We start from the raw sequence: 18,913 nt of genomic DNA on the forward strand, positions 1-18,913 counted from the left end.
TGCGTACTCTGCGGTTAATTAAAATGAATTGATAGCGGCGGCGCCGAGGGCGATTTGGTAGAAGATTTGGCTGGTGGTGGTCCAGAGCTTGAGCGGGGCGACGCGGTCAACGTCGATTGGCACTACCACAGTATCACCGGCTTCGATAATGGTTCCACCTTTGGGGAAGAAGCGGGAGCGCTGCTCGGTGACGACTTGGCCGTTGGCGCGAACGATATAGATCTGTTTCTTGTCGGCTTTCTTGGTGAGCCCGCCTGACAGGTTGATATAATCGATGTGGGAGAGCCCGCTTTGATAGAGGTGGGAAGTCGGGTAGTTTACGCTGCCGATAATGGTGACGGCCTGTGGGCGCTGCTTGATGATTAATTCGTCACCATCGATAACGGTGATATCTTCAAGTCCATCCAGGATGTCGGGCAGGTTGATGACAAGGCGGCCAACGGCCTCGGTATTTTCGAGTTGATCGAGGAGGGATTGGGCAGTTTCTACGCCGTCGAGGCTGATGGCGTCGCTTTGGATGGAGGCAGCTGCGATGTCACTGCTGAGGCGTTCGCGTAGTTTTTTCAGGTTAGCTGCTTCGCTGAGGCGTAGGCTTTCTCGAAGGAACACTGCAGACTCAGGGTGCGCGAGATCGGTGATCCCGCCTGCTCGCTCGATGACTTGGGAAAGTCTCTCTCCTCTTTCGACGACGTAGGTTCCCGGGAATTTGACTTCACCCTTGATGGTTATGGTTTCTTGCTCGGTCCATTCGGGGACGCGCTTGATGTTGAGTTGATCGAATTCCTGTAGGGCGATATCTTGCTGGCCAGCGGAGTCGCTCAGTGAGCCCGCGAGGCTCACAGGGATGAGCAGTGAATCGCGATTGGTCTTGTTGTTGTCCTGGTAGCGGACCAGTTCGGCTTGCAGGGTGTAGGCGTCTTCGGTGAATCCCCCTGCGGCCCGCACGAGGTCCGACACGTTCATGGAGCGGTCGAGGGGGTATTCTCCAGGGTGGCGAACTCTTCCGGTAATGGTGACCACCTTTTGTGGCTCCTCGCTGGTGCTCTGGGCTTTGAGTCGAGCTACGATTTCGCCCAATCCTTCTCGGGCTTCGGTGAGGGCGTGGGGCTTTAGTTTTTCGCCCTTTTCGTTGATCGCCTCTCTATCTACTGGGGTAGCGTCGAAGACCATGATGCGGTCCTTGGGCTCCAGCAAGAGGTCGTGTTTGCTGTCTTTATGCAGGAAGAGTTGTTCTAAGCTGAAGGATCGGGTGGTGGTCACCCCGGTAATTGGGTTTCGGGACACCACTAGAGCGTAGTCGAGGTCAGCAGTTGGGAGGAGCTGCTCGACGTGGGGAATTATATTGGAGATGCGCTGGCCTTCTTTCCAAGCGTAGTCGCCGGGGCGTTCGACGGCACCCTGGAGTCGGACGAAGTTTTCGACGCGATCCAAAGCGGAGAAGATTCGAATGATGTCGCCGTTTTGCACGAAATCCGAGCGCTTGTCGCTGGCGCTGAGGTCGACGTCGATCAGCTCTTTCAGGCCGCTGGAGGAGATGCGCTCGATTTGGGAAATGGAGGGGTAGGCTTTTGGGGTGAGTCCTCCAGCCATTTCGAAGAGGGTCTGGATGCTGGTGTCTTCTTTGATTTCGTAGATGGCCGGACGTCGTACTTCGCCGGCGATGCCGACCAAGGTGCCGACAGGGGGAACGAAGATCACGTCGCCTGGTTGAAGGCGAGCGTCGCTCGACGTGTCGCCATTGAGCAACAGCTCGTAAAGGTCGAGGGTGGCCACGACTTCGCCGTTTCGTTTGAGCTGAATGTTGCGCAGGGAGCCGATGGGGCGAATGCCGCCGCTGACGAAAAGGGCGTTGGTCAGGGTGGAGAGGGAGCTGACTGTGTAGGCGCCGGGGCGGTTGACGTCGCCTAGCATGAAGATGCGCATGGACCGCAGTTCCCCTAAGCTGACGAAGGCGTCGACGCCGATCATCTGTTCCTTTACGCGTTCTACGATGGTGGTTTTTAGCTCGTTGAAGCTTTGGCCCGCTACGGGCATGGGGCCAAGATCGGGGATTTGCAGTACGCCGTCGCGCGATACGTAGAGGTCGTAGGAGGCTGCTTGCTTCCCAAAAAACTGGATACGTACTTGGTCGCCGGGACCGATGACATAGTCGACAGGCACAGGGATTTCGGTGACGGGAGCGAAGGTGGTAGGGGAGCCTTCGAAGAGGTCGTAGCCAAACTGCTTGAGCTCGTCCTTAACGACCTTCGCTTCGCTCTTCTCCTCTTCGTCAGCCAACTTGCCTGCCGTATCGAATTCCTCTTCTACCTGTTCGTTGCCTTCCTTAGCCTTGGGGGTGCCTTTCTTGACAACTTCCGGCGTTTCTAGGGCCTGGTTAGCGCTGTTGCTGGATTGCTGGGATTGGTACTTGCGCAGTTCGTCCATGGCCTGGGCTCTAAGGGGCGCAGGGAGAGAATTGAGCTTGGCCTGCTGCTCGGCGGATAGCGTTTGGGCCTGCGAAGCAGTCGCGGCGCTGAAGGCGAGGGCGAGTAATAGGAGTGGATTGAGCAACTTCATGGGAAAGGGTGAAGGTTAACCGCTAAGATCGCGAAGGACGCAAAGTTTTTTTAATCGCGAACGTCGTGTATCGAGCACCTTGTGCGACCCTTGAGGAGCAGAGTGACGAGACAATTTCGCTTGCCGCGTCTCTTCGTGATGACGTTTGGGGCAAAACGCGACGAAACAATGGGGGAATTGTTAGATGCCCTACGGATGCTTTGCGCTCCTCGAGCGCGGCGAGCGTTCAGGTTGCGGGGTTGGGTCAGATTGGCCTTCGGCCAAGTAGGTGTCGCTGAGCGACGGTAGGTTTCGTTCTCTTAATCGCAGAACACAGTTGATTGATCTTCAGGTTTCCAGAGCGAATTGCTGGACGCTCTACTCGCCCACCGTCCTTTCACGATCACAGTAATCTGTGGCTTATCCAATTGGGCATCAAATCACTGAGATGATGCATCAGTATCTCGATTCCCTGCTGTGCCAGATCCTTACGATGACCACGTAGTCGTTCAACACGTAGTAGCGCAACACGTACGCTCCAGCAGCGAAAGGGATGAACAGTTCGCGTCTGCCGCTGTTGTCTTTCATCAAGTGTCCTATGTCGGGAAAGTCGCTCAGCATCTCAGATTTCTCCAGAATGGATTCGATCGCCCGAGCCGCGGCGTTCGGACTCTTTTCGAATAGAAACTCAAATAGCCTTCGTATGTCTTCCTCGGATTCCTTTAGCCAGACCGGCCTCATGAAGCCGCTTGCCGTGCCCTAGACAGAAGCTGTTCTAGTTTTTGCTTCATCTCAGAATGGCTGATATGCTCACCGGTGTGGAGAAAGTGCTCCAGTCGATCCTTGTCTTCGATTCGTTCCCTTTCGAAACGCTCCTCATCCTCCAAATACCGGCCCACGGCTTCTTTTATGAGGTAATTCATGCTCCGGTCTCGCTGTTCGGCTAGCCATTTGAGTCGGTCCTGAGTCTCAGGGTCGAGCCTTATTCCTTGGGTTTTCGCCATGATGTCGCTATCTGTTGCACAGTGTCGCTGTTCTGTCAATTTGGAAGGATTCCGTGTCGAAGTCTGGCTGCGGTAAGGGTTAAGGTTAAGCCGCGGATGAACGCAAATTTTCTGAGAACTCTCATGGGAAGGTCTGATGACCTTTTTGCAAAGGGCAGCCTGATGGCTGCGGGCGCTTTTGATGGGGTGCTGCTTCGCGGGCGTTGTGCGGTTTGTTCGCGAAATGGGGTCAGGTTGGCCTTCGGCCGAGGAGGTGTCGCGGATCGACGTTAGGGTTTGTTTTTCACGGCGGAGATTGCCCAACCCAGTCTGCTGGTCGACGCTTGAGGAGTATGGCGACGAGACTATTTGGGATAAATAAATGGGGCAAGTTTCGGGTCGTTCGTTGGATTGCTCTTGGGTTGAACAGCCGCTCCGTTAGTCTGCTGAAACAACCCAATCTCTCCCTCGGCGAGCTTAGCGTCCTCGGCAGTTATTTGATCTTCAATGCCAAATCTGCAGTTTTCAATTTGGGCGTTTGCCGAACTAGAAACTTGTGGTAATCGTCACATGCCCGCCGAAGTCCGAATCGCTCTTGCCGGTAACCTGGTTCTCCTCGTCGATGTAGTGGATTCCGAAGGTGAGCTTCGGATGGCTAATGGCTGAACGCTGATCGCTGACGAAAGGTAGAAGGGTGAGGTCATTCAGTTCCGCGAACACTTCGAGCGAGCTTCCTTCGACTGGGTCGATGGTGATGGAATGGGGGCCGCGGCCGTCGCGGTTAAGGGAGTAGTTGCGGTACTTGGCTCCCCAGAGGTTGCCGTTTTCCTGCACGATGAATCCGCCGATGGAGCGCATGACGCCGTCTCCATCCATGGCGTGTCCAATTGCTTGGCCCTTGCGACGGTAACCAGAACGGTAGATGCCGTGGTTGTAGGCGGTGTTAAAGTCGCGGGAGGGCGTCGGATCGCGTCGTAGGTAGCCGGCTCGGGTGTCTGCCCATTCGAAGTAGACCCGCCAAGTTGCGTCGGATCGGTCGAGCTTTCCCCACGTTTCAATTCCAGCCAGAAGCATATTGGCGTCGGGGAGGAATGTTTCTTCGTCTTCGCCGATAATTTGTAAGTAGTGAGCCAAATTGTAGCCGGGGATACGCAGGCGGTAATCAATGCCCGCTAGTTGATTGCCCGGTTCGTTGTCCGCTGTCACGCCGTTGACGCGGTTGTCTTCGCCGAGGAGAAGCATTTTGAAGGTGTCCAACCCTCCTGGGCGACCGTCTCCCGCCCACTGAGCGGTGCGACTGAGTCCGATATCGAGATTTTCCCAGCCGAAGGGGGTGAAGTCGATGCGCATGCCGAAGAGCCGGGCGTCGGATCCGGGCCGATCCCCTTCGTCGTTGTCGAGCTGCCCCATGAACGTGTTGAAGGTCCAGGGACCGATCCATTTTAGCCACTTGCTTTCGAAGGCATCGGGCGAAATGCGGGTGAGTGAGAGGGCGGGGACAGGGCGGGCATTGTTGGAGAGGATCAGCGAGCCGTCCCAGCCGGGCCCCCACCAGCGGTCCACCTGGTCGATGCCGAAGGACCAGTTGCCGAGGGCTATCGCGAGGTAGGTCCCGTCGAGTCGGAACTCGTCGCCGTCAAGGGGATTGTCCGCGTAAGTGAGGCTGATGTTCCCTGCGAACCATTCGCTCAGCCATGACTGGGATAGGGAGGCTTCAAACTGCTCGCGCGGCTGCGAGCCGAAGGATCGGAAAGGGAGCGTATCAGTCGCGAGGGAAATCGAAGTTTTCGTCTTTCTTAATCCCAGTTCGCTCTCTTCTTCGTAGTTGTCTTCGAATCTGTTTAATGGTGCTCCGAATCCCGAATCTTCAATCTTCAATCTTGAATCGGGCGTGGCACGCCCCATTGGCCAAGGCCACGTTAGCGCGGCGCTCTCGATGGCCCCGTTGTCCCGCAGCAGTTGCATGTCGTGCCGGCTCGCGATGGAATCCGACTCGATGCGGGGGGAGGCGAATGCGTTAGTGGCGAGGGTGATGGCGAAGAGTGGAAGGAGCTTTTGCATGTGAAGGCTTTTCTTAACCGCGAAGAGCGCGGAGGACGCAAAGTTATTTTAACCGCGAACTGCGAGACAATCGCGGAGTTTGTGGGGAGTTGTGTACCGGAGCGACACCAACCAGACGTGTCAAAAAGTGGAGGACTTGGTTTTGATTTAACCACTACCGAGGAACGAAGTGACGACAATCGAGGAGCGAAGCGAAGAGACAATAGACACAGATGGGCACTGATTGTGGTAATTCAGGAATGAGGATTGTCAGGTTGGCCTGTGGCCAAATAGGTGTCGCTTTGCGACTTTAGGTTCACTCGCTTCGCGATCATAGATCACCGATCCGGCGTAGGCGGCCTGATCCAATCTCCTGCACCTTTGCCGATGACGATGGAGCGGAAGTAGTCTTTGACGCAGAGGGTCTTACGCATACGGATCGCGGTTTCGGCCGGCGCTTTGAGCGTGAACAGAGTCGATATCCTGAGCTCGTGCTCAAGGCAACGCGGTGATTTCGGGGGGTGCCAGAAAACTTTCCGTCAGCCGCGTTGGATCGAGGGGGCAAATCAGGACCCGGTCACGACCTTAGAGCGAGTTTATCGTTGACTTGGTACATGGTTTGGTTGCGTATGTGAAACCATGCGAGTTGTTCTGGACTCGAATGTACTTTATGCGGGTTTGTACTCGTCAAAGGGGGCTTCGTACCTCGTGCTGCAAGATTTGGCGAATTCGGTTTTGGACGTGGGGTTGTCAGTAGGGCTGTACGAAGAATACTCCGATGTGTTGCGGCGCCCGCCCTTGTCGGGGGATTTCACAGACGAAGAGGCGGAATCGGTTCTGGATTTTATATGCAGTAAGGCGAAGCTTTTGGATGTCTTTTTCCTCTGGCGGCCCGTCCTCAAGGATCCGAAGGACGATCTCGTCCTTGAGGCAGCTGTCGCTTTTGAGGCTCATGCTATTTTAACCCACAACAAGAAGGACTTTTCCGGATGCGAGAAATTCGGGATCAAGGTTCTTACACCTGGCGAATATCTTAAGAAGAAAGGAAAACGATGAGCGCGATTACAATCAGGCTACCAGAGTCACTGCATCGAAAACTAAAGGAGGTCGCCAAGCGCGACGGAATTTCGTTGAACCAGTTCATAAGCTCCGCTGCGTCCGAGAAGCTGTCAGCAGTGTTGACGCTTGAGTATCTGAAGGAGCGTGCGAACCGTGGTAGCGAGAAGGCGTTTCGAGAAATCCTCGGCAGCGTTAGGGATCGACCACCGCTTGAGTCGGATCAGCTCAATTAGCCTCTGCGATCATCGCGATCTCGAAGCCGCATAGCGGCTGGGCGGTCAGGACACCGCATTTTGCTCGGGGGTCACCGATTGCGATCATGGATCAACTATTCGCCGCAGGCGGCTTCACGCGGTCTCCCGCTCCCTTGCCGGTCACGGTCAAGAGGATGTAGCGGAAATAGTCTTTGACGCAGAGGGTTTCGAGCATCTGGGCATCGGTTTCGGCCAGCGGCTTCGGGGTGGACTGGACATGTCGGCTCAGCGTTTGGCTTGTTCGCAGACGGATTTGATCACGTTGCAGGTCTTTTCGATTTCTTCGCTTGTGAGTGTCGGGTGGACGAGGAACATCAGTGCGGTTTCGCCGAGCTCTTTGGCGATGGGTAGGCTCTCGCTAGGAGCAAGTCCCATCCTCTGGAATGCTCCTTCTAGGTAGACTTCCGAGCAGGAGCCGCTGAAGCAGGGAGCTCCCTGTTCTGTGATGGTATTCATAATTCGGTCGCGGGTCCAATTGGACTTGAGCGACTCCGGTCGAACGAAGGTGTAGAATTTGTACCACGCGTGCTCTCTGCCAATCGAGGGCAAGGGCGTACGTAAGCAGGGCATGCCTTTGCAGGTTTCGGCGATTTGCATAGCGTTTTTAGTGCGTGTCTCTTTCCAGTCAGGCATTCGTTTTAGCTGGATGCGGCCAATTGCGGCTTGCACTTCCATCATGCGCCAGTTGTGGCCGAGGGAATTGTGGAGCCAGCGAAAGCCGGGAGGGTGCTGTTTGTGGTACACCGTGTCGTAGTCTTTACCATGGTCTTTAAGAGACCAAACCTTACTCCAAAGCTCTTGATTGTTGGTGGTCACCATGCCGCCTTCACCACCGGTCGTCATGATCTTGTCCTGACAGAAGGACCATGCAGCAAGATCGCCAAAGGAGCCTACCGACTTGCCGTTTATTTTGGCTCCATGAGCTTGCGCACAGTCTTCAACCACAAACAAGCTATGCTCCTTTGCTAGAGTGTTGATACTGTCCATGTCGCAGGGCCAGCCTCCAAGATGGACGCAAAGAATGGCTTTCGTTTTCGATGTGAGGAGTGGCTCGATCGTGCCCACGGTTATGTTTTGGCTATCCCGATCGACGTCTGCGAATACAGGTCGGGCTCCGGAATTCGCGATGGATGAGGCACTCGCAAGGAAGGTCCGTGATGTCACGATGACTTCGTCGCCGGGACCAATGTCGAGGGCCGCCCAGCAGGCGTCGAGGGCTAGAGTTCCGTTCGCCACGGCGACTGCGTATTCACAATCGCACAACGAGGCGAATTCCTTCTCGAACGCGCGGCATTCTCGGCCGGTCCAGTAGTTGACACGGTTGGATAGGATCACCTGTTTGACGGCTTCGGCTTCTTCTTCGGTGAAAGAAGGCCAAGGGCTGAAATGAGTGTTTAGCATGTCGGTTGCTTTTTCTTGGCAGGATTTCCGTAGGCAAGGGTATTGTCGTCGATGGAAGAAACGACGACGGAGCCTGCTCCGATTACACAGTTCGAGCCAATAGAGAGGTTGTTTTTGACGCAGCTCCCAATTCCGATCCATGTAAGTCCACCTATTGTGACGGTGCCTCCTATGGAGGAGTTCGGGCTGATGTGGACGCCGTCAGCGATGGTGCAATCGTGCTCTACGACCGCTTTTGTGTTGATGATGGTGAACTTTCCGATGGTAGTCCTTGCGTTGACGACAGCTCCTGCTGCGACGAAGGCGCCCGCGTGGGTTTGTGCGTACTTCGAAACGACCGCAGAAGGATCGATGATTGCGGGGAGGCTGTATCCGGTGTGTTCCAGCTTTTGAGCTAATTCGAAACGGATCTTATTGTTTCCGATTCCCAATGCGAAGTCGTATTCTTGTGGATTCAGTCCCATTGCGGTTTCGCTGGTACCTTGAATTCGATAGGGAGGATTGTCTGTTTTTTCAGGAAAGGCGTCATCGTAGAACTCAATATGTTTCCACTTTGCCGTTTTCTCGGCGCTTTCTGCGAGAACGAGGCCATGGCCGCTGGCCCCGATGATCGCAAGCTTCTTGAGGTGACTAGTTTCGCTCATTCCCAGTGAACTTTTCCATGGTCGCACTGGTTTCGGACGAAATGCCTTCTTTGGCGAATACTTTCATCACCGTCATCAGGAGAATTTTAGCGTCCAGCCAGAGCGATTGATTTTCTACGTAGTACAGGTCGAGTTCGAATTTCTGTTCCCAACTAATCGCGTTGCGACCGTTAACTTGGGCCCAGCCTGTTATCCCAGGGCGAACCTCATGTCGTCGCATCTGGCGTTCGTTGTATAAGGGGAGGTATTCCATGAGGAGGGGACGCGGCCCAACAAGGCTCATTTCGCCCTTCAGCACATTCCAGAGCTCCGGGAGTTCGTCTAGACTCGTCGCTCGCAGCAAGCGGCCAAATTTCGTGAGTCGTTCAGAGTCTGAAAGTGGATTGCCCTGAGAGTCGACAAGGTTTTTCATGGACCGAAATTTAGTCATCGCGAAAGGCTGACCTCCTTTCCCTGGGCGAATTTGTGTGAAAAAGATGGGCCTCCCAATCTTCAGCCACGCGAAGATTGAGATAAGTACGATTAGTGGAAACAGTGCTCCCAAGAGTGTGAGTGAGATTATTATGTCTGTTAGCCTTTTCAATGTTTTAAAGAGTCGTTGTTTCTCACTTATTGGGAATGCGTTTTGTATCAGCGAATCTAGAGAGCAGTGCTTCGTATCTTTTGGCCATTAGGTCTCGGGAGAACATGGTTTCGGCGATAGTTCTGATTCTTTTTGATGATTCGATCCGCTTTGCCTCTGAAGAGGACAATTGAGTTATGTAGTCCAGTATTGGTGCTGTAGATCTATCTTTGGAGATGAATCCAATATCGTTTTCCTCTACGACGTCAGCAAGCCAAGTTGTCCGAGTGAAGATAGTAGGTAGGCCTGCTGCCGCGTAGTCGAAGAACTTGTTGGGGGAATTTTCGTAAAAAATGGGCTCGGATCGGAACGAAACCAAGCCTGCGTGGCAGCTCGAGAATAGTTTCGGTAGTTCGTTCTTCGCAACTTTTCCCAAAATTTTGAGGTTCGAAAGCTTGTTCTCAAAGGCGAATTTTTCGAGCCAGAAAAGCCTGTTTCCTTCGCCTGCGAATACCCATTCAACTTGTTTCATAGGCTTTGCTGCTAACACAAGCTCTCCGAGAAACTCGATATCATTCGCTAGGCTAATACTTCCGGAATATAGAATTCTGAATTTATCTGATTTGGAGCGGCGTGTGCAGTTTGGATAAAAACGGTCTGTATCGGAGCAATTGGGAATTGTTGTGCACTTTTCTGCGGGGACTCCCTTGCCAAGGATTCTCGACTCCATTCCAGAAGACAAGGGTACAATATGGCACGCCTTTTTATACGCAATCCTCTCTAGGAAGAATGCCAATTTCTTGAGCGTTCGATTTCTGAGTGCGCCGATTTCAATCGCAACATCGGGCCAAACATCGCGAACTTCGAATATGAAGGGAGTCTTGTGAACCAAGCTGCAGGTTAGGGCAGGGATTGCGATCGTGAGCGGTGTACTAGTTGCAAGGACCAAATTGTATTTTTTTCCATGTCGTAAACAGAATAGAGTAGATTCAATCGTGAATCGAAAAAAAGAGGCGACTCTTCTATGGAATCCCATGGTGTTGTGATATTTCGATCCGAGTAGTTTAACTGTAAAGCCCTCGATTTTAGATGTTCCTCGAGTGGTGAGTGTTTGGTCATAACCATGCCCTGTGATGATCGTTATGTCGTAATTTTTGTGGCTCCATCGCTTGGCGAACTCATAGCTTCTTGTTCCTCCGTGTCCTTTTGGGGTGCAAAAATGCTGATGTATGTAGAGCAGTTTTCGTTTAGATTTGTCTATGGATTGCTGCACGTTCATGCCGGTTCTTAAGCTTTTTAAATACTGATGTATTTCTCGAATTTTCTGAGCCAGATTTCTAAGGCTATTGGGTTGAAGATTTCTCGAAACCAAATTCGACCCGAGTTTGCTTTTTGATTGCAATACGAGTTGTATAGCTTGTGAAGCCCCTGCTCCTTTATTAATCCCGATTTAAACATCAATGCATCAGAAGGCATGTACTCATTAAGGATATGGTCTCGGAGTTGATGCTTTATCCATTCGCTTTGTGGATTGACGAAGCCTTGTTTATCTTTCCTCCATGTTATTTCACTCGGAAGGTGTTTTTCCATGGCCCTGCGAAACGCATACTTGGTCCAACCTCCGTTTAGTTTAAGGTGGGGGGGGAGGCTTAGAGCATAGTCTACGAAGGTCGATTCTAGAAAGGGAAGTCGGATTTCCCGGCTATAAGACATCGACATTCTGTCTTCATAGTGGTTGAGATTTGGTACGGAATATAGGCATACATCTTCAATTTGCCGCGATTTTAAGGATTGGCCTTTTTTGATGCCGAGCGGAATTAGGCCTGGTTCATTGAGTTTCGGACCGAGATGCTCGATATCTGATTTTTTACCTAACCCGGGAATGTAGCGTTTTGCTTCCGCGAAATTGAATTGGTTTACGATAGACTTGTTCTTGTAGAAGCCAGCTATGACACTCAGGGCTTTTGCAATTTTTCCTTCTCGAAGAAGAGTTTGAACGTAGAAGCCCAGATATTTCTTGTAGCCGCATAGTAGTTCGTCTGCTCCTTGCCCACTCAGTATCACAGTAATGCCAAGCTCTTTGGCTCGCTGCATCAGTTTGCGGTGGGCAAGGTTTGAGAGATTTGATATCGGGTGATCTGCAAACCAAGTTGCTTCCTCTAAGTCAGAGAATAGTTTGTTTGGGTTCTCTGTTAGTTGAATGGAGTGAACTTGTCGATCTAAGTATTTCCCCATTCTGTTGATATGCTCAGATTCATCGAATCTACTATCGCTACTAACTGCTGAAAGGAGTGTTGCGTCTGAGTTTGATATTTTGATCGCCACGGACGCGATTGCAGACGAATCTAATCCGCCAGAAAGTAATATGCCGACGGGGACATCGCTCCTAAGTCGACGCTCAACGCTTTTGGTGAAAGAGGATTCTAGCTGTTCAAATATTTCACATTCGGTTTGGTTCGGGTCGAACGCTTTTTTGCCGATGGTTGCGTATGCGTAGGGCTGAGGGTATAGTTTATCCTTTTTGAGGTCGAGCGTCATTGAGCTCGCTGGAGCAAGCTGATGGATCCCTTCGAAGAATGTTTCCTCCGTCGAATCAATGAGCGACTGAAGAATGTACCTTTTAATTGGGGTTGGGTTCAGCTCATGTTTGCGACCTGTGAGCTCGAGTAGGCATTTGAGTTCCGAAGCAAATAGGAACGTTCCTTCAGCGTAGGTCCAGTAGAGGGGCTTTTCACCGTATCGATCTCTAGACAAGGTTAGGATACCTTCCGCGTCGTTGAAAAACGAATAAGCCCACATGCCGTCCGCTTTTTGGTTGGTGCTGTCGGACCCCCAGTGTTCCAGGGCGTTCAAGAGAACCTCGCTATCTGAATTGCCGTTGAAGTGATTGCCTTTTGAAGTTAATTCCCGCTTGAGCTCCAAATAGTTGTATAATTCACCATTAAACGAGAGGACTGACTCGTTTTTCGAGACCATTGGTTGGTGTCCGGCTCGGCTTAGGTCTATAATGGAGAGTCTTTGATGAGCGAAACCGACTTTCCAGGAGTGATGGTTTCCATGCCACTCGCCCTGAGTGTCTGGCCCTCTGTGCTGTTGGCTTTTGATTGCATTGTGCCAAAGATTCTTGTCTATGGCGTTTTTAGAAATGTAACCGATGATTCCACACATGTTATATGGGCACTCCTGTTTTATTAGAATACAGCAGGCTGTAAAGCGACTGTAGCTTCTTCTCTTGTGAATTCCACGAATAGTGTTCTTGGACGGACTGGCGCCCTCTTTCGCCTAATTGTGTGCAAAGGCTATCGTCAGTTGCTAGAAGTTTCATTGCTTGAAATATTTTTATCTGGTCCTCGGGTGGAACGGTTAATCCGCAATCTGCTTTGTCTACGACGGCTCTGTAAAGTGGAAAGTCCGATGTGATGACTGGGATTCCAATCGACATATACTCAAACAGTTTTGTCGGATATGAGGTAATAAAGTTTTCCTCGCGATCCAGTATTGCTAGCCCGACTTGGCAGCGCGCTATTTGGGGCCATGCTTCATCGGCTCGGATTCTCCCTGGGGCATTCAGCCAACCCTCGTTGAGTGCTTCCGTAAAATCAGGATCCGAGCTTACTTTTGGGTCGATTGGTCCGATACACAGAAAAGTGGCTGAAATTCCTGTTTCGCGTAGTCGTTTTACTGCTCTGATTGCAGGGACGATTCCTCGATTGTGCGAAACTGCACCGAGGTAGCCGAAAGTGAAATCCTTTTGGGGCGATCGCTTGGGGATCGATTCAGTTTTCGGGTAATTTAGAATAGTTACCTTTGAGCTTAGCCAGGTGTAGTTGCTTTTGTACGAGTTTTCTGCGAAAATAACAAAGTCGCAAAGAGTTAAAATTCGCTCGAAAATTTTGTACAGTAAGTGAATCGAACTCTTTTGGTTAGGCGATAGGTAATGCTTGCTTGCGATGTCCTTTGGGACATTCTCATGCATGTCGAATATAACGCTTACTCTCAATGCTTTTAAGAGAGGGATCAGGGTGATTAGCTCTGGGTCGTGGATGTGAATAATGTCAGGCTTTCTGCGGGTGGAATTGATGGCGAGTGATAATATTCCAGATAAGAAACGCTTGGTCCGGTTTGCTGGTGCGTCACCAATGCTTTGGATTTTCACTTTCGCGTTGGTTTCAGGTGGTAGGCCATCTTTCACCCACAGTGTGACTGAATATCTATGGTCCTTGGCGAGTGATTGACACTCTTTTAAGAGGATCCGAGTGTCGCCTCTCTGGTGTACTGTGGTTGCGTGAACGATATCCATTTTCACTATATTGTGCCACGGAAGTGAGAGCGAATGGTTGGTTTTTGCTCTCGGATTGTCGCAGTCAAGATTGAGAGCGAGGTTGTGAAGAAGAGAGCTCTGTTGTCGTTCAAGTCGCCACTTACCATAGCGTTTGTTAAGTTAAAGAGGTGAATTGAAAGAATGGTAAGCACGATGGAATTGGGGCACCCTTTTGTATGCGCTGCAATAAGCGACCCGAAGGAATGGGCTATCAGTAGGCAAAGCGCGATGAATGGGACTATTCCATATTCAGTGATAACTTCTAGGAATAGATTGTGTGAGTATACTCTGTCTGTTCCGTCTCCTAGTCCTCCCGCACCAGTGCCTGTTAGTGGATTTGTGTTGATTGCCTCAAGGGATGCGTTGATTAGTGATATTCTCGCAGTGGCGGAGTCGCCCATGCCTGTTTCGTTGAAAAGTACAGTTATGCGATTGAGGGTGTGGAAGTCGAAGGTAGTCTGTGATTTTAGGGAGCCGATCGCGACAATTAATGCTACTCCAAATAGGCAACCGAATCCTATCTGCTCTAGTTTTTGTTTCCCGTGGGATAGTGATGACAAATAATATATTATATTCGCTGCTGTTGTGGTTAACAGTGCGATCAGTGGCATTCTTCCGCCAGTTATAAAGGTCGAGGTGGTGAGGCCAATGGTGGCAGCTATTAGTATTGTGAATGCTCCGATTTTACCGGTTGCGAGTGCGACTGTTGAAAGGCAGATTCCTATGCAGGCTCCGGTTGCGATGAATCTAGAACTCGATAGGTAGTTGATTTCGATAGTCTCTTCTGGGTTGGTAGACTGTTTGTAAAAATATAGAATTGCGTACAAAAGGGCGAGTGCGAATGTCGTGTGTATTATTGCAGATAGTTTTATGTTTCTAACAATGAGAGGGAGGACTAGGATTGGTGTGGTTATTAAGCAAAAGTTTATGGCTTTGCTTAGGGAATAGATTCCTTGTGGGGACCAAGCGACTGAGGTGGCGACCAAAATTGGTATGGGAGCGAAAAAGGCTAGTGCAATTATGATTTGCTTTGGGAGTTTTTTCTTTATGGATATGCGTCCGATAGCTGTCGCTGTGCAAAGGACAAGGGCGGCTCCTGTGAAGTCAAAGGGGAGTAGTGAAAAAGGAGCGACGGCCTTCAACTTTCCTGCAAATACTAGAAGCACGATGGATACTTCGAAGTGTGGGATTTTTGGCAGTCTTATTGCGAGTTTGGGCCGTTGGAGAGTGCTCATTGTGCCCTATATGATGTTGATTGTGCAGCTCCCAGATGATTTGATGATTGCCTCTTCTGTTCTGCAGCGTGTGCTCCACGGTTTGAAAACCTTTTGCGCAACTTCTTTCGCACTCTTCATTAGTTTTAGTCGTTCCTGCGGTGCTTCGTACAACCGAGCTATCTCGTGAGCTCCTTGATCGGCGTTCATGATCAATATTGCACTTTTTTTGTTTGCGACGAGCGAGTTTAGGGAGCCATCGTTTCGTGCCATTAAGAGAGCTCCTGTCGCAAGTGCTTCTATTGCGACGTTACCTAGGTTGGATAGATCGTATAGGGAGAGTGTTGCGAAGGAGGAGCTGTAGGTCTGAATCATTTCTTCTTTATTCAGTCGTTCGTGGTGTGTGAAGTAAGGGGCAACTCCGAGGTTTTCGGCTTTCTCAAGTAGTTCAGTGTGCCAGCTTTTGTCGTAGATGTGCCCTGCGCAAACCAGCCTGAATTTTAAATGATGTATGTGATGAAGCTTTGATAGGATCTCGAGCGCAATATCTTGTCTTTTCCATCTTTCGAGTCTTGCGGGGTAGAAGAGAATTTGCTCGCCTCTTGGCGTTTTGCTCTCGCGTGAGATGGGTGGAAGATCGACTCCGTTTAGTAGAAAATGAAAACTGTAAAGAGAGTTTCCAATGTTCTTATGAAGTATATCGCCTTTGGTGCCATCGTTGGTTATCAGTAGGAATGCTTTTGGCAGGATCAAGGCCAAAGCCTCTAGGGGGTGTTGTAGTAGGGTTTTGAGCAGGGATTGTTTTCCTGACTTCTCTGCGAGGAAAGTGCCGTATAGGCGCTGCCCTGCTTTGATGTTGAGTAGTAGGGCTGGAATATTCGCTACGGTGCCGGAGGAACCTTGCATATAGACAAAATCATACTTTCGCTTTACCAACGTTTTGGTGACTGTTGCGGTGGCTGAGAGATAAGAGGTAGCACGTGTCAGTGTGCCTTTTGTTTGAAAGCGGAAAGTTCGGACTTTGCATTTTCCTAACCAATGTTCCCTTGGGAGGGTTATTGTGGAGTTTTTATCGGAAGCAATTAGTAGATCTATCGAGTGGCTGTGCTCTAGTAGGTGCTTGAGAGGTTTGATGAAGGCAGGCATGCCTGAGGCTTCGGCTTTGTTTTCCAATAGAATATCTTTCAACCCACTCCAGAAGGCTGTGACGTAGAGTATGCGCATAGTGGGATTATGTGGTTCTCTTTCTTTTCAGGTGAAGGTCTAGTGCGGTTTCGTAGATGAATTTGTGAATCTTATGGTTGTGGTATCCTTTGTAATCTTTGTATGATTTTATGGGAGTCTTCATTATCTTCTCAAAGCTCTCCTCGTCTAGATCTAGTTTCTTGATAACGAATTCCTTGTCCTCTCGGAGCATCGCTTCGTTGGGGTATGGAGACTTTTGGAGGTTCTGGAGAGCGTCATTTCTAGACATCTCGCCCATGCAGATTAGGTTGGAGTGGTGTGCTCGTCGTTTGTCGAAGCCGAATTTTATGGGTTGTATATACCCTTGTGTGAAGCGTGTGTAAATAGATTCGTAGTGCTTTCCACCGTAGTAAACCCAGCCAAGCTCGTTCTGGATCGTTTGCATTGCTTCCGTCTTACTGAAAGGGATCAAGTCGAGCAGGTTGATTACGATGTGTTTGTTTAGTAGACGCGTGCGATAAAGATCCAGTCGCGTCATTCTTGGGTAGGTTTTTAAGGGGGAGTTTTCGAACTGTTTGTGTATGTTCTTTATGAGTAGCCAATCCATCTGGCCGACCATTTCCGACCACGCAGGATCCATTATATGTTCCATGCGAAAATTGGACCCGTTTATTATATAGCGAGTGCCAAACTTAATGGCCGATTTGTTGAGTAGTGCATATATGGCATGGTCGGTTGGGATCTCCATGCCTGGTATTGATGCCTTTAGGAATGAGAGTTGTAGGTCTTTGAATTCGTTCCAGTCGATGACATGCGTGTACAGGTCGATGTCTAGCTTATTTAAAGTGTTCTCAATGTTTTTTACTGCTAATTGAGAGTTCCATCCGTTGTCTAGGTGTACTGCAATAGGTCTAAGGCCAAGCTCTTTTGCTTTGTAGGCGGTATAGGTGCTGTCCACGCCTCCGCTTACTCCGATTACGCAATCGTACTGTTTTCCTTTTCCTTCTCGCTGGATTTGTGTGACCCATCGGTTGAGGGTGGAGCCTGAACTGTCTACAATTTTTCCTTCCTTATCGTGGAAGGAATTGCAGAAATTGCATGTGCCATCGGTGTTTGCCTGTATGCTTGGTGCGGTTGAGTCCATGACGCAACGATTGCATATAAAATAGTCTGCACTTTTCATTGGTTAATTCTTTTGAGCTGATCTCTTTCTGGATAATTTATCAGTACTGATCTATGGGGGCCGTGGTATACGAATATACTTCCTGCGGCGGCACTGCAATTGAGTGAAAATACATTTTCTGCTTCTTTGTAATTGCTCGCTCCTCCATTTGCGATGATTGGAATGGAAACGAGTTGTCGTACGTTTTCGATTAATTGAAGATCGTAACCTTTGTAGGTGCCTTCTCTATTTATTGACGTGATGACTAATTCACCAACGCCAAGATCTTCAACTGATCTGACATAATCCGCTAGGGGAACGTTTATCTTCCTTTTTCCAGAGTGTGTGTAGGCTGCTTGCTTTCCAAATAAGCTTTGTTTTACGTCTATGGAGGCAACAATGCTTTGATTGCCAAATGACCTAGCCGCTTCCTTCGTGAGTGAGGGGTTTAGTGCAAGGCTAGAGTTTAGGATCACCTTTTCGATTCCAAGAGAGAAAATCTGTTCGATTTGGGCTATTGTCGTAATTCCACCCCCGTAGGAAAGAGGGAAGAAGCACTCGTTGGTGATAGATTTTATGAAATTGAAATCAGGTCCTCTATTTTTGGTTGATGCATCGATATCGAGTACGGCGATTTCATCGACTTCCTTTTCGTTGAAGATCTTTAAGGTGTTTATCGGATCGCCAATGTAGCGCGGCTTGCTAAATTGAATCGTTTTTACGAACCCTCGATCTTTGTACAGTAGGGTTGGAATCAGTCGTTTCTCAAACATCGGAAATCCAATCGATGAAGTTGCGGAAAAATAACTTCCCATGTTTGTGGCTTTTTTCGGGGTGGAACTGTGCGGCGAGAATATTTTCTTTTATAAAACCGGATATGAATGTTGTACCGTAGGTAGTTGTTGCGGATTGTAGTGTTTCGTTCGGTTTGATTAATCCGTATGAGTGTACGAAATAGAAGCGAGCGTTATCTAGCCCTTTGAATAAGCCCTGTACGGTGTCTGTGCGAATGCGGTTCCATCCCATGTGGGGGATGATCATGGATTCTCCATTGTGTTCTCTTGGCAATTTTTTGATGGAAGCATCGATCCATTTTAGACCGGGGCAGGAGCCTTCTTCTGAGTCGTTGCACATGAGCTGCATGCCTAAGCAAATACCAAGTATTGGAGTTTTGTTTTTGAGTACGGCCCTTGTAAGGGGTTCTTCGAACCCAAGGTTTCGAAGTCGTGTGATGCCGTGGTCGAACCTGCCTACTCCCGGCAGCACTAAAGCGTTGTATCGCTCAATATGCTGATGATCTTTGATACGTTCAGCTTTTCCTCCTACGGACTTGATTATGTTTATTATTGATCCTGTGTTTCCAATGCTAAGATCCAGAACGCCGACGGTTGTTTGCTTTGTGTCGATGGCTGTGTTCATTGTTTGGTGGTTGGTGTCGGGTTGCTTTTTTTTTGGGGGGGGTATTTGCGGGGGAAATAGTTTGGACTAGGTGCATTGCTTTTGGATTGGTTTCCGCGAAAATAAAGCTTTTTCGGCATAGGAGCGTGTGTTGA

Annotated in this window: 17 protein-coding genes and 1 pseudogene; 3 read left to right on the forward strand and 15 right to left on the reverse strand. The window is 49.9% G+C overall.

The window, feature by feature from the left end; genetic code table 11:
* Window positions 1-18 precede the first annotated feature (18 nt).
* Together QEH57_RS09020 and QEH57_RS09025 are read right to left on the reverse strand one after the other, a co-directional pair.
* Window positions 19-2,556, reverse strand: coding sequence for an SLBB domain-containing protein (locus QEH57_RS09020; RefSeq protein ID WP_309006393.1), 2,538 nt, complete (start codon window positions 2,554-2,556; stop codon window positions 19-21).
* Between the two features lie 435 nt (window positions 2,557-2,991).
* A complete protein-coding gene (locus tag QEH57_RS09025; protein WP_309006394.1) occupies window positions 2,992-3,276 on the reverse strand; it encodes a type II toxin-antitoxin system RelE/ParE family toxin in 285 nt (94 codons plus the stop codon).
* Between the two features lie 56 nt (window positions 3,277-3,332).
* Between QEH57_RS09025 and QEH57_RS09030 the strand changes: the two genes are divergently transcribed.
* Window positions 3,333-3,482, forward strand: coding sequence for a hypothetical protein (locus QEH57_RS09030; protein ID WP_309006395.1), 150 nt, complete (start codon window positions 3,333-3,335; stop codon window positions 3,480-3,482).
* A gap of 582 nt (window positions 3,483-4,064) precedes the next feature.
* Here QEH57_RS09030 and QEH57_RS09035 read toward each other — a convergent pair.
* Entirely contained in the window at window positions 4,065-5,579 is a 1,515-nt protein-coding gene (locus QEH57_RS09035) for a capsule assembly Wzi family protein (protein WP_309006396.1), read from the reverse strand.
* Between the two features lie 618 nt (window positions 5,580-6,197).
* Here QEH57_RS09035 and QEH57_RS09040 point away from each other — a divergent pair.
* Window positions 6,198-6,614: a putative toxin-antitoxin system toxin component, PIN family gene (locus QEH57_RS09040; RefSeq protein WP_309006397.1), complete on the forward strand. Its 417-nt coding sequence runs from the start codon at window positions 6,198-6,200 to the stop codon at window positions 6,612-6,614.
* Complete coding sequence (locus QEH57_RS24955; protein WP_343224766.1) at window positions 6,611-6,850, forward strand: DUF6290 family protein; 240 nt, start codon at window positions 6,611-6,613, stop codon at window positions 6,848-6,850. The genes QEH57_RS09040 and QEH57_RS24955 overlap by 4 nt, the downstream gene beginning before the upstream one ends.
* Before the next feature lie 91 nt (window positions 6,851-6,941).
* On the opposite strand, the pseudogene QEH57_RS24960 reads toward QEH57_RS24955, so the two are convergent.
* The 12 genes and pseudogenes from QEH57_RS24960 to hisH all read right to left on the reverse strand — a co-directional run.
* Window positions 6,942-7,082 (reverse strand): annotated as a pseudogene (locus QEH57_RS24960) (sugar transferase); the annotation flags it as partial.
* Window positions 7,083-7,096: 14 nt separating this feature from the next.
* Window positions 7,097-8,272: a DegT/DnrJ/EryC1/StrS aminotransferase family protein gene (locus QEH57_RS09045; protein ID WP_309006398.1), complete on the reverse strand. Its 1,176-nt coding sequence runs from the start codon at window positions 8,270-8,272 to the stop codon at window positions 7,097-7,099.
* On the reverse strand, window positions 8,266-8,916 hold the full coding sequence (locus QEH57_RS09050; RefSeq protein WP_309006399.1) for an acetyltransferase: 651 nt from the start codon (window positions 8,914-8,916) through the stop codon (window positions 8,266-8,268). Before QEH57_RS09050 ends, QEH57_RS09045 begins: the two co-directional genes overlap by 7 nt.
* Window positions 8,903-9,499: a sugar transferase gene (locus QEH57_RS09055; protein ID WP_309006400.1), complete on the reverse strand. Its 597-nt coding sequence runs from the start codon at window positions 9,497-9,499 to the stop codon at window positions 8,903-8,905. The genes QEH57_RS09050 and QEH57_RS09055 overlap by 14 nt, the downstream gene beginning before the upstream one ends.
* Before the next feature lie 22 nt (window positions 9,500-9,521).
* Window positions 9,522-10,757 carry a glycosyltransferase family 4 protein gene (locus tag QEH57_RS09060; RefSeq protein WP_309006401.1) on the reverse strand — a complete coding sequence of 412 codons (1,236 nt, stop codon included), beginning with the start codon at window positions 10,755-10,757 and terminating at the stop codon, window positions 9,522-9,524.
* Between the two features lie 17 nt (window positions 10,758-10,774).
* Complete coding sequence (gene asnB / locus QEH57_RS09065) at window positions 10,775-12,646, reverse strand: asparagine synthase (glutamine-hydrolyzing) (protein ID WP_309006403.1); 1,872 nt, start codon at window positions 12,644-12,646, stop codon at window positions 10,775-10,777.
* A 1-nt stretch (window position 12,647) separates the two neighbouring features.
* Entirely contained in the window at window positions 12,648-13,778 is a 1,131-nt protein-coding gene (locus QEH57_RS09070) for a glycosyltransferase (RefSeq protein WP_309006404.1), read from the reverse strand.
* A 5-nt stretch (window positions 13,779-13,783) separates the two neighbouring features.
* Entirely contained in the window at window positions 13,784-15,034 is a 1,251-nt protein-coding gene (locus tag QEH57_RS09075) for an O-antigen ligase family protein (protein ID WP_309006405.1), read from the reverse strand.
* A 6-nt stretch (window positions 15,035-15,040) separates the two neighbouring features.
* Window positions 15,041-16,237: a glycosyltransferase family 4 protein gene (locus QEH57_RS09080; RefSeq protein ID WP_309006406.1), complete on the reverse strand. Its 1,197-nt coding sequence runs from the start codon at window positions 16,235-16,237 to the stop codon at window positions 15,041-15,043.
* 7 nt (window positions 16,238-16,244) lie between these two features.
* Entirely contained in the window at window positions 16,245-17,381 is a 1,137-nt protein-coding gene (locus QEH57_RS09085) for an N-acetyl sugar amidotransferase (protein ID WP_309006407.1), read from the reverse strand.
* Window positions 17,378-18,133, reverse strand: coding sequence for an AglZ/HisF2 family acetamidino modification protein (locus QEH57_RS09090; RefSeq protein ID WP_309006408.1), 756 nt, complete (start codon window positions 18,131-18,133; stop codon window positions 17,378-17,380). The genes QEH57_RS09085 and QEH57_RS09090 overlap by 4 nt, the downstream gene beginning before the upstream one ends.
* Entirely contained in the window at window positions 18,126-18,779 is a 654-nt protein-coding gene (gene hisH, locus QEH57_RS09095; RefSeq protein ID WP_309006409.1) for an imidazole glycerol phosphate synthase subunit HisH, read from the reverse strand. Before hisH ends, QEH57_RS09090 begins: the two co-directional genes overlap by 8 nt.
* Window positions 18,780-18,913 lie beyond the last annotated feature (134 nt).

The sequence above is a fragment of the Pelagicoccus sp. SDUM812005 genome (assembly GCF_031127875.1).
Taxonomy (GTDB): domain Bacteria; phylum Verrucomicrobiota; class Verrucomicrobiia; order Opitutales; family Opitutaceae; genus Pelagicoccus.

Excerpts from the sequence above, each read along its gene's own strand:
- QEH57_RS09020 (WP_309006393.1), bottom strand. The coding sequence starts at position 2,556 with ATGAAGTTGCTCAATCCACTCCTATTACTCGCCCTCGCCTTCAGCGCC.
- QEH57_RS09025 (WP_309006394.1), bottom strand. The coding sequence starts at position 3,276 with ATGAGGCCGGTCTGGCTAAAGGAATCCGAGGAAGACATACGAAGGCTA.
- QEH57_RS09030 (WP_309006395.1), top strand. The coding sequence starts at position 3,333 with ATGGCTGATATGCTCACCGGTGTGGAGAAAGTGCTCCAGTCGATCCTT.
- QEH57_RS09035 (WP_309006396.1), bottom strand. The coding sequence starts at position 5,579 with ATGCAAAAGCTCCTTCCACTCTTCGCCATCACCCTCGCCACTAACGCA.
- QEH57_RS09040 (WP_309006397.1), top strand. The coding sequence starts at position 6,198 with ATGCGAGTTGTTCTGGACTCGAATGTACTTTATGCGGGTTTGTACTCG.
- QEH57_RS24955 (WP_343224766.1), top strand. The coding sequence starts at position 6,611 with ATGAGCGCGATTACAATCAGGCTACCAGAGTCACTGCATCGAAAACTA.
- QEH57_RS09045 (WP_309006398.1), bottom strand. The coding sequence starts at position 8,272 with ATGCTAAACACTCATTTCAGCCCTTGGCCTTCTTTCACCGAAGAAGAA.
- QEH57_RS09050 (WP_309006399.1), bottom strand. The coding sequence starts at position 8,916 with ATGAGCGAAACTAGTCACCTCAAGAAGCTTGCGATCATCGGGGCCAGC.
- QEH57_RS09060 (WP_309006401.1), bottom strand. The coding sequence starts at position 10,757 with ATGAACGTGCAGCAATCCATAGACAAATCTAAACGAAAACTGCTCTAC.
- asnB (WP_309006403.1), bottom strand. The coding sequence starts at position 12,646 with ATGTGTGGAATCATCGGTTACATTTCTAAAAACGCCATAGACAAGAAT.
- QEH57_RS09070 (WP_309006404.1), bottom strand. The coding sequence starts at position 13,778 with ATGGATATCGTTCACGCAACCACAGTACACCAGAGAGGCGACACTCGG.
- QEH57_RS09075 (WP_309006405.1), bottom strand. The coding sequence starts at position 15,034 with ATGAGCACTCTCCAACGGCCCAAACTCGCAATAAGACTGCCAAAAATC.
- QEH57_RS09080 (WP_309006406.1), bottom strand. The coding sequence starts at position 16,237 with ATGCGCATACTCTACGTCACAGCCTTCTGGAGTGGGTTGAAAGATATT.
- QEH57_RS09085 (WP_309006407.1), bottom strand. The coding sequence starts at position 17,381 with ATGAAAAGTGCAGACTATTTTATATGCAATCGTTGCGTCATGGACTCA.
- QEH57_RS09090 (WP_309006408.1), bottom strand. The coding sequence starts at position 18,133 with ATGTTTGAGAAACGACTGATTCCAACCCTACTGTACAAAGATCGAGGG.
- hisH (WP_309006409.1), bottom strand. The coding sequence starts at position 18,779 with ATGAACACAGCCATCGACACAAAGCAAACAACCGTCGGCGTTCTGGAT.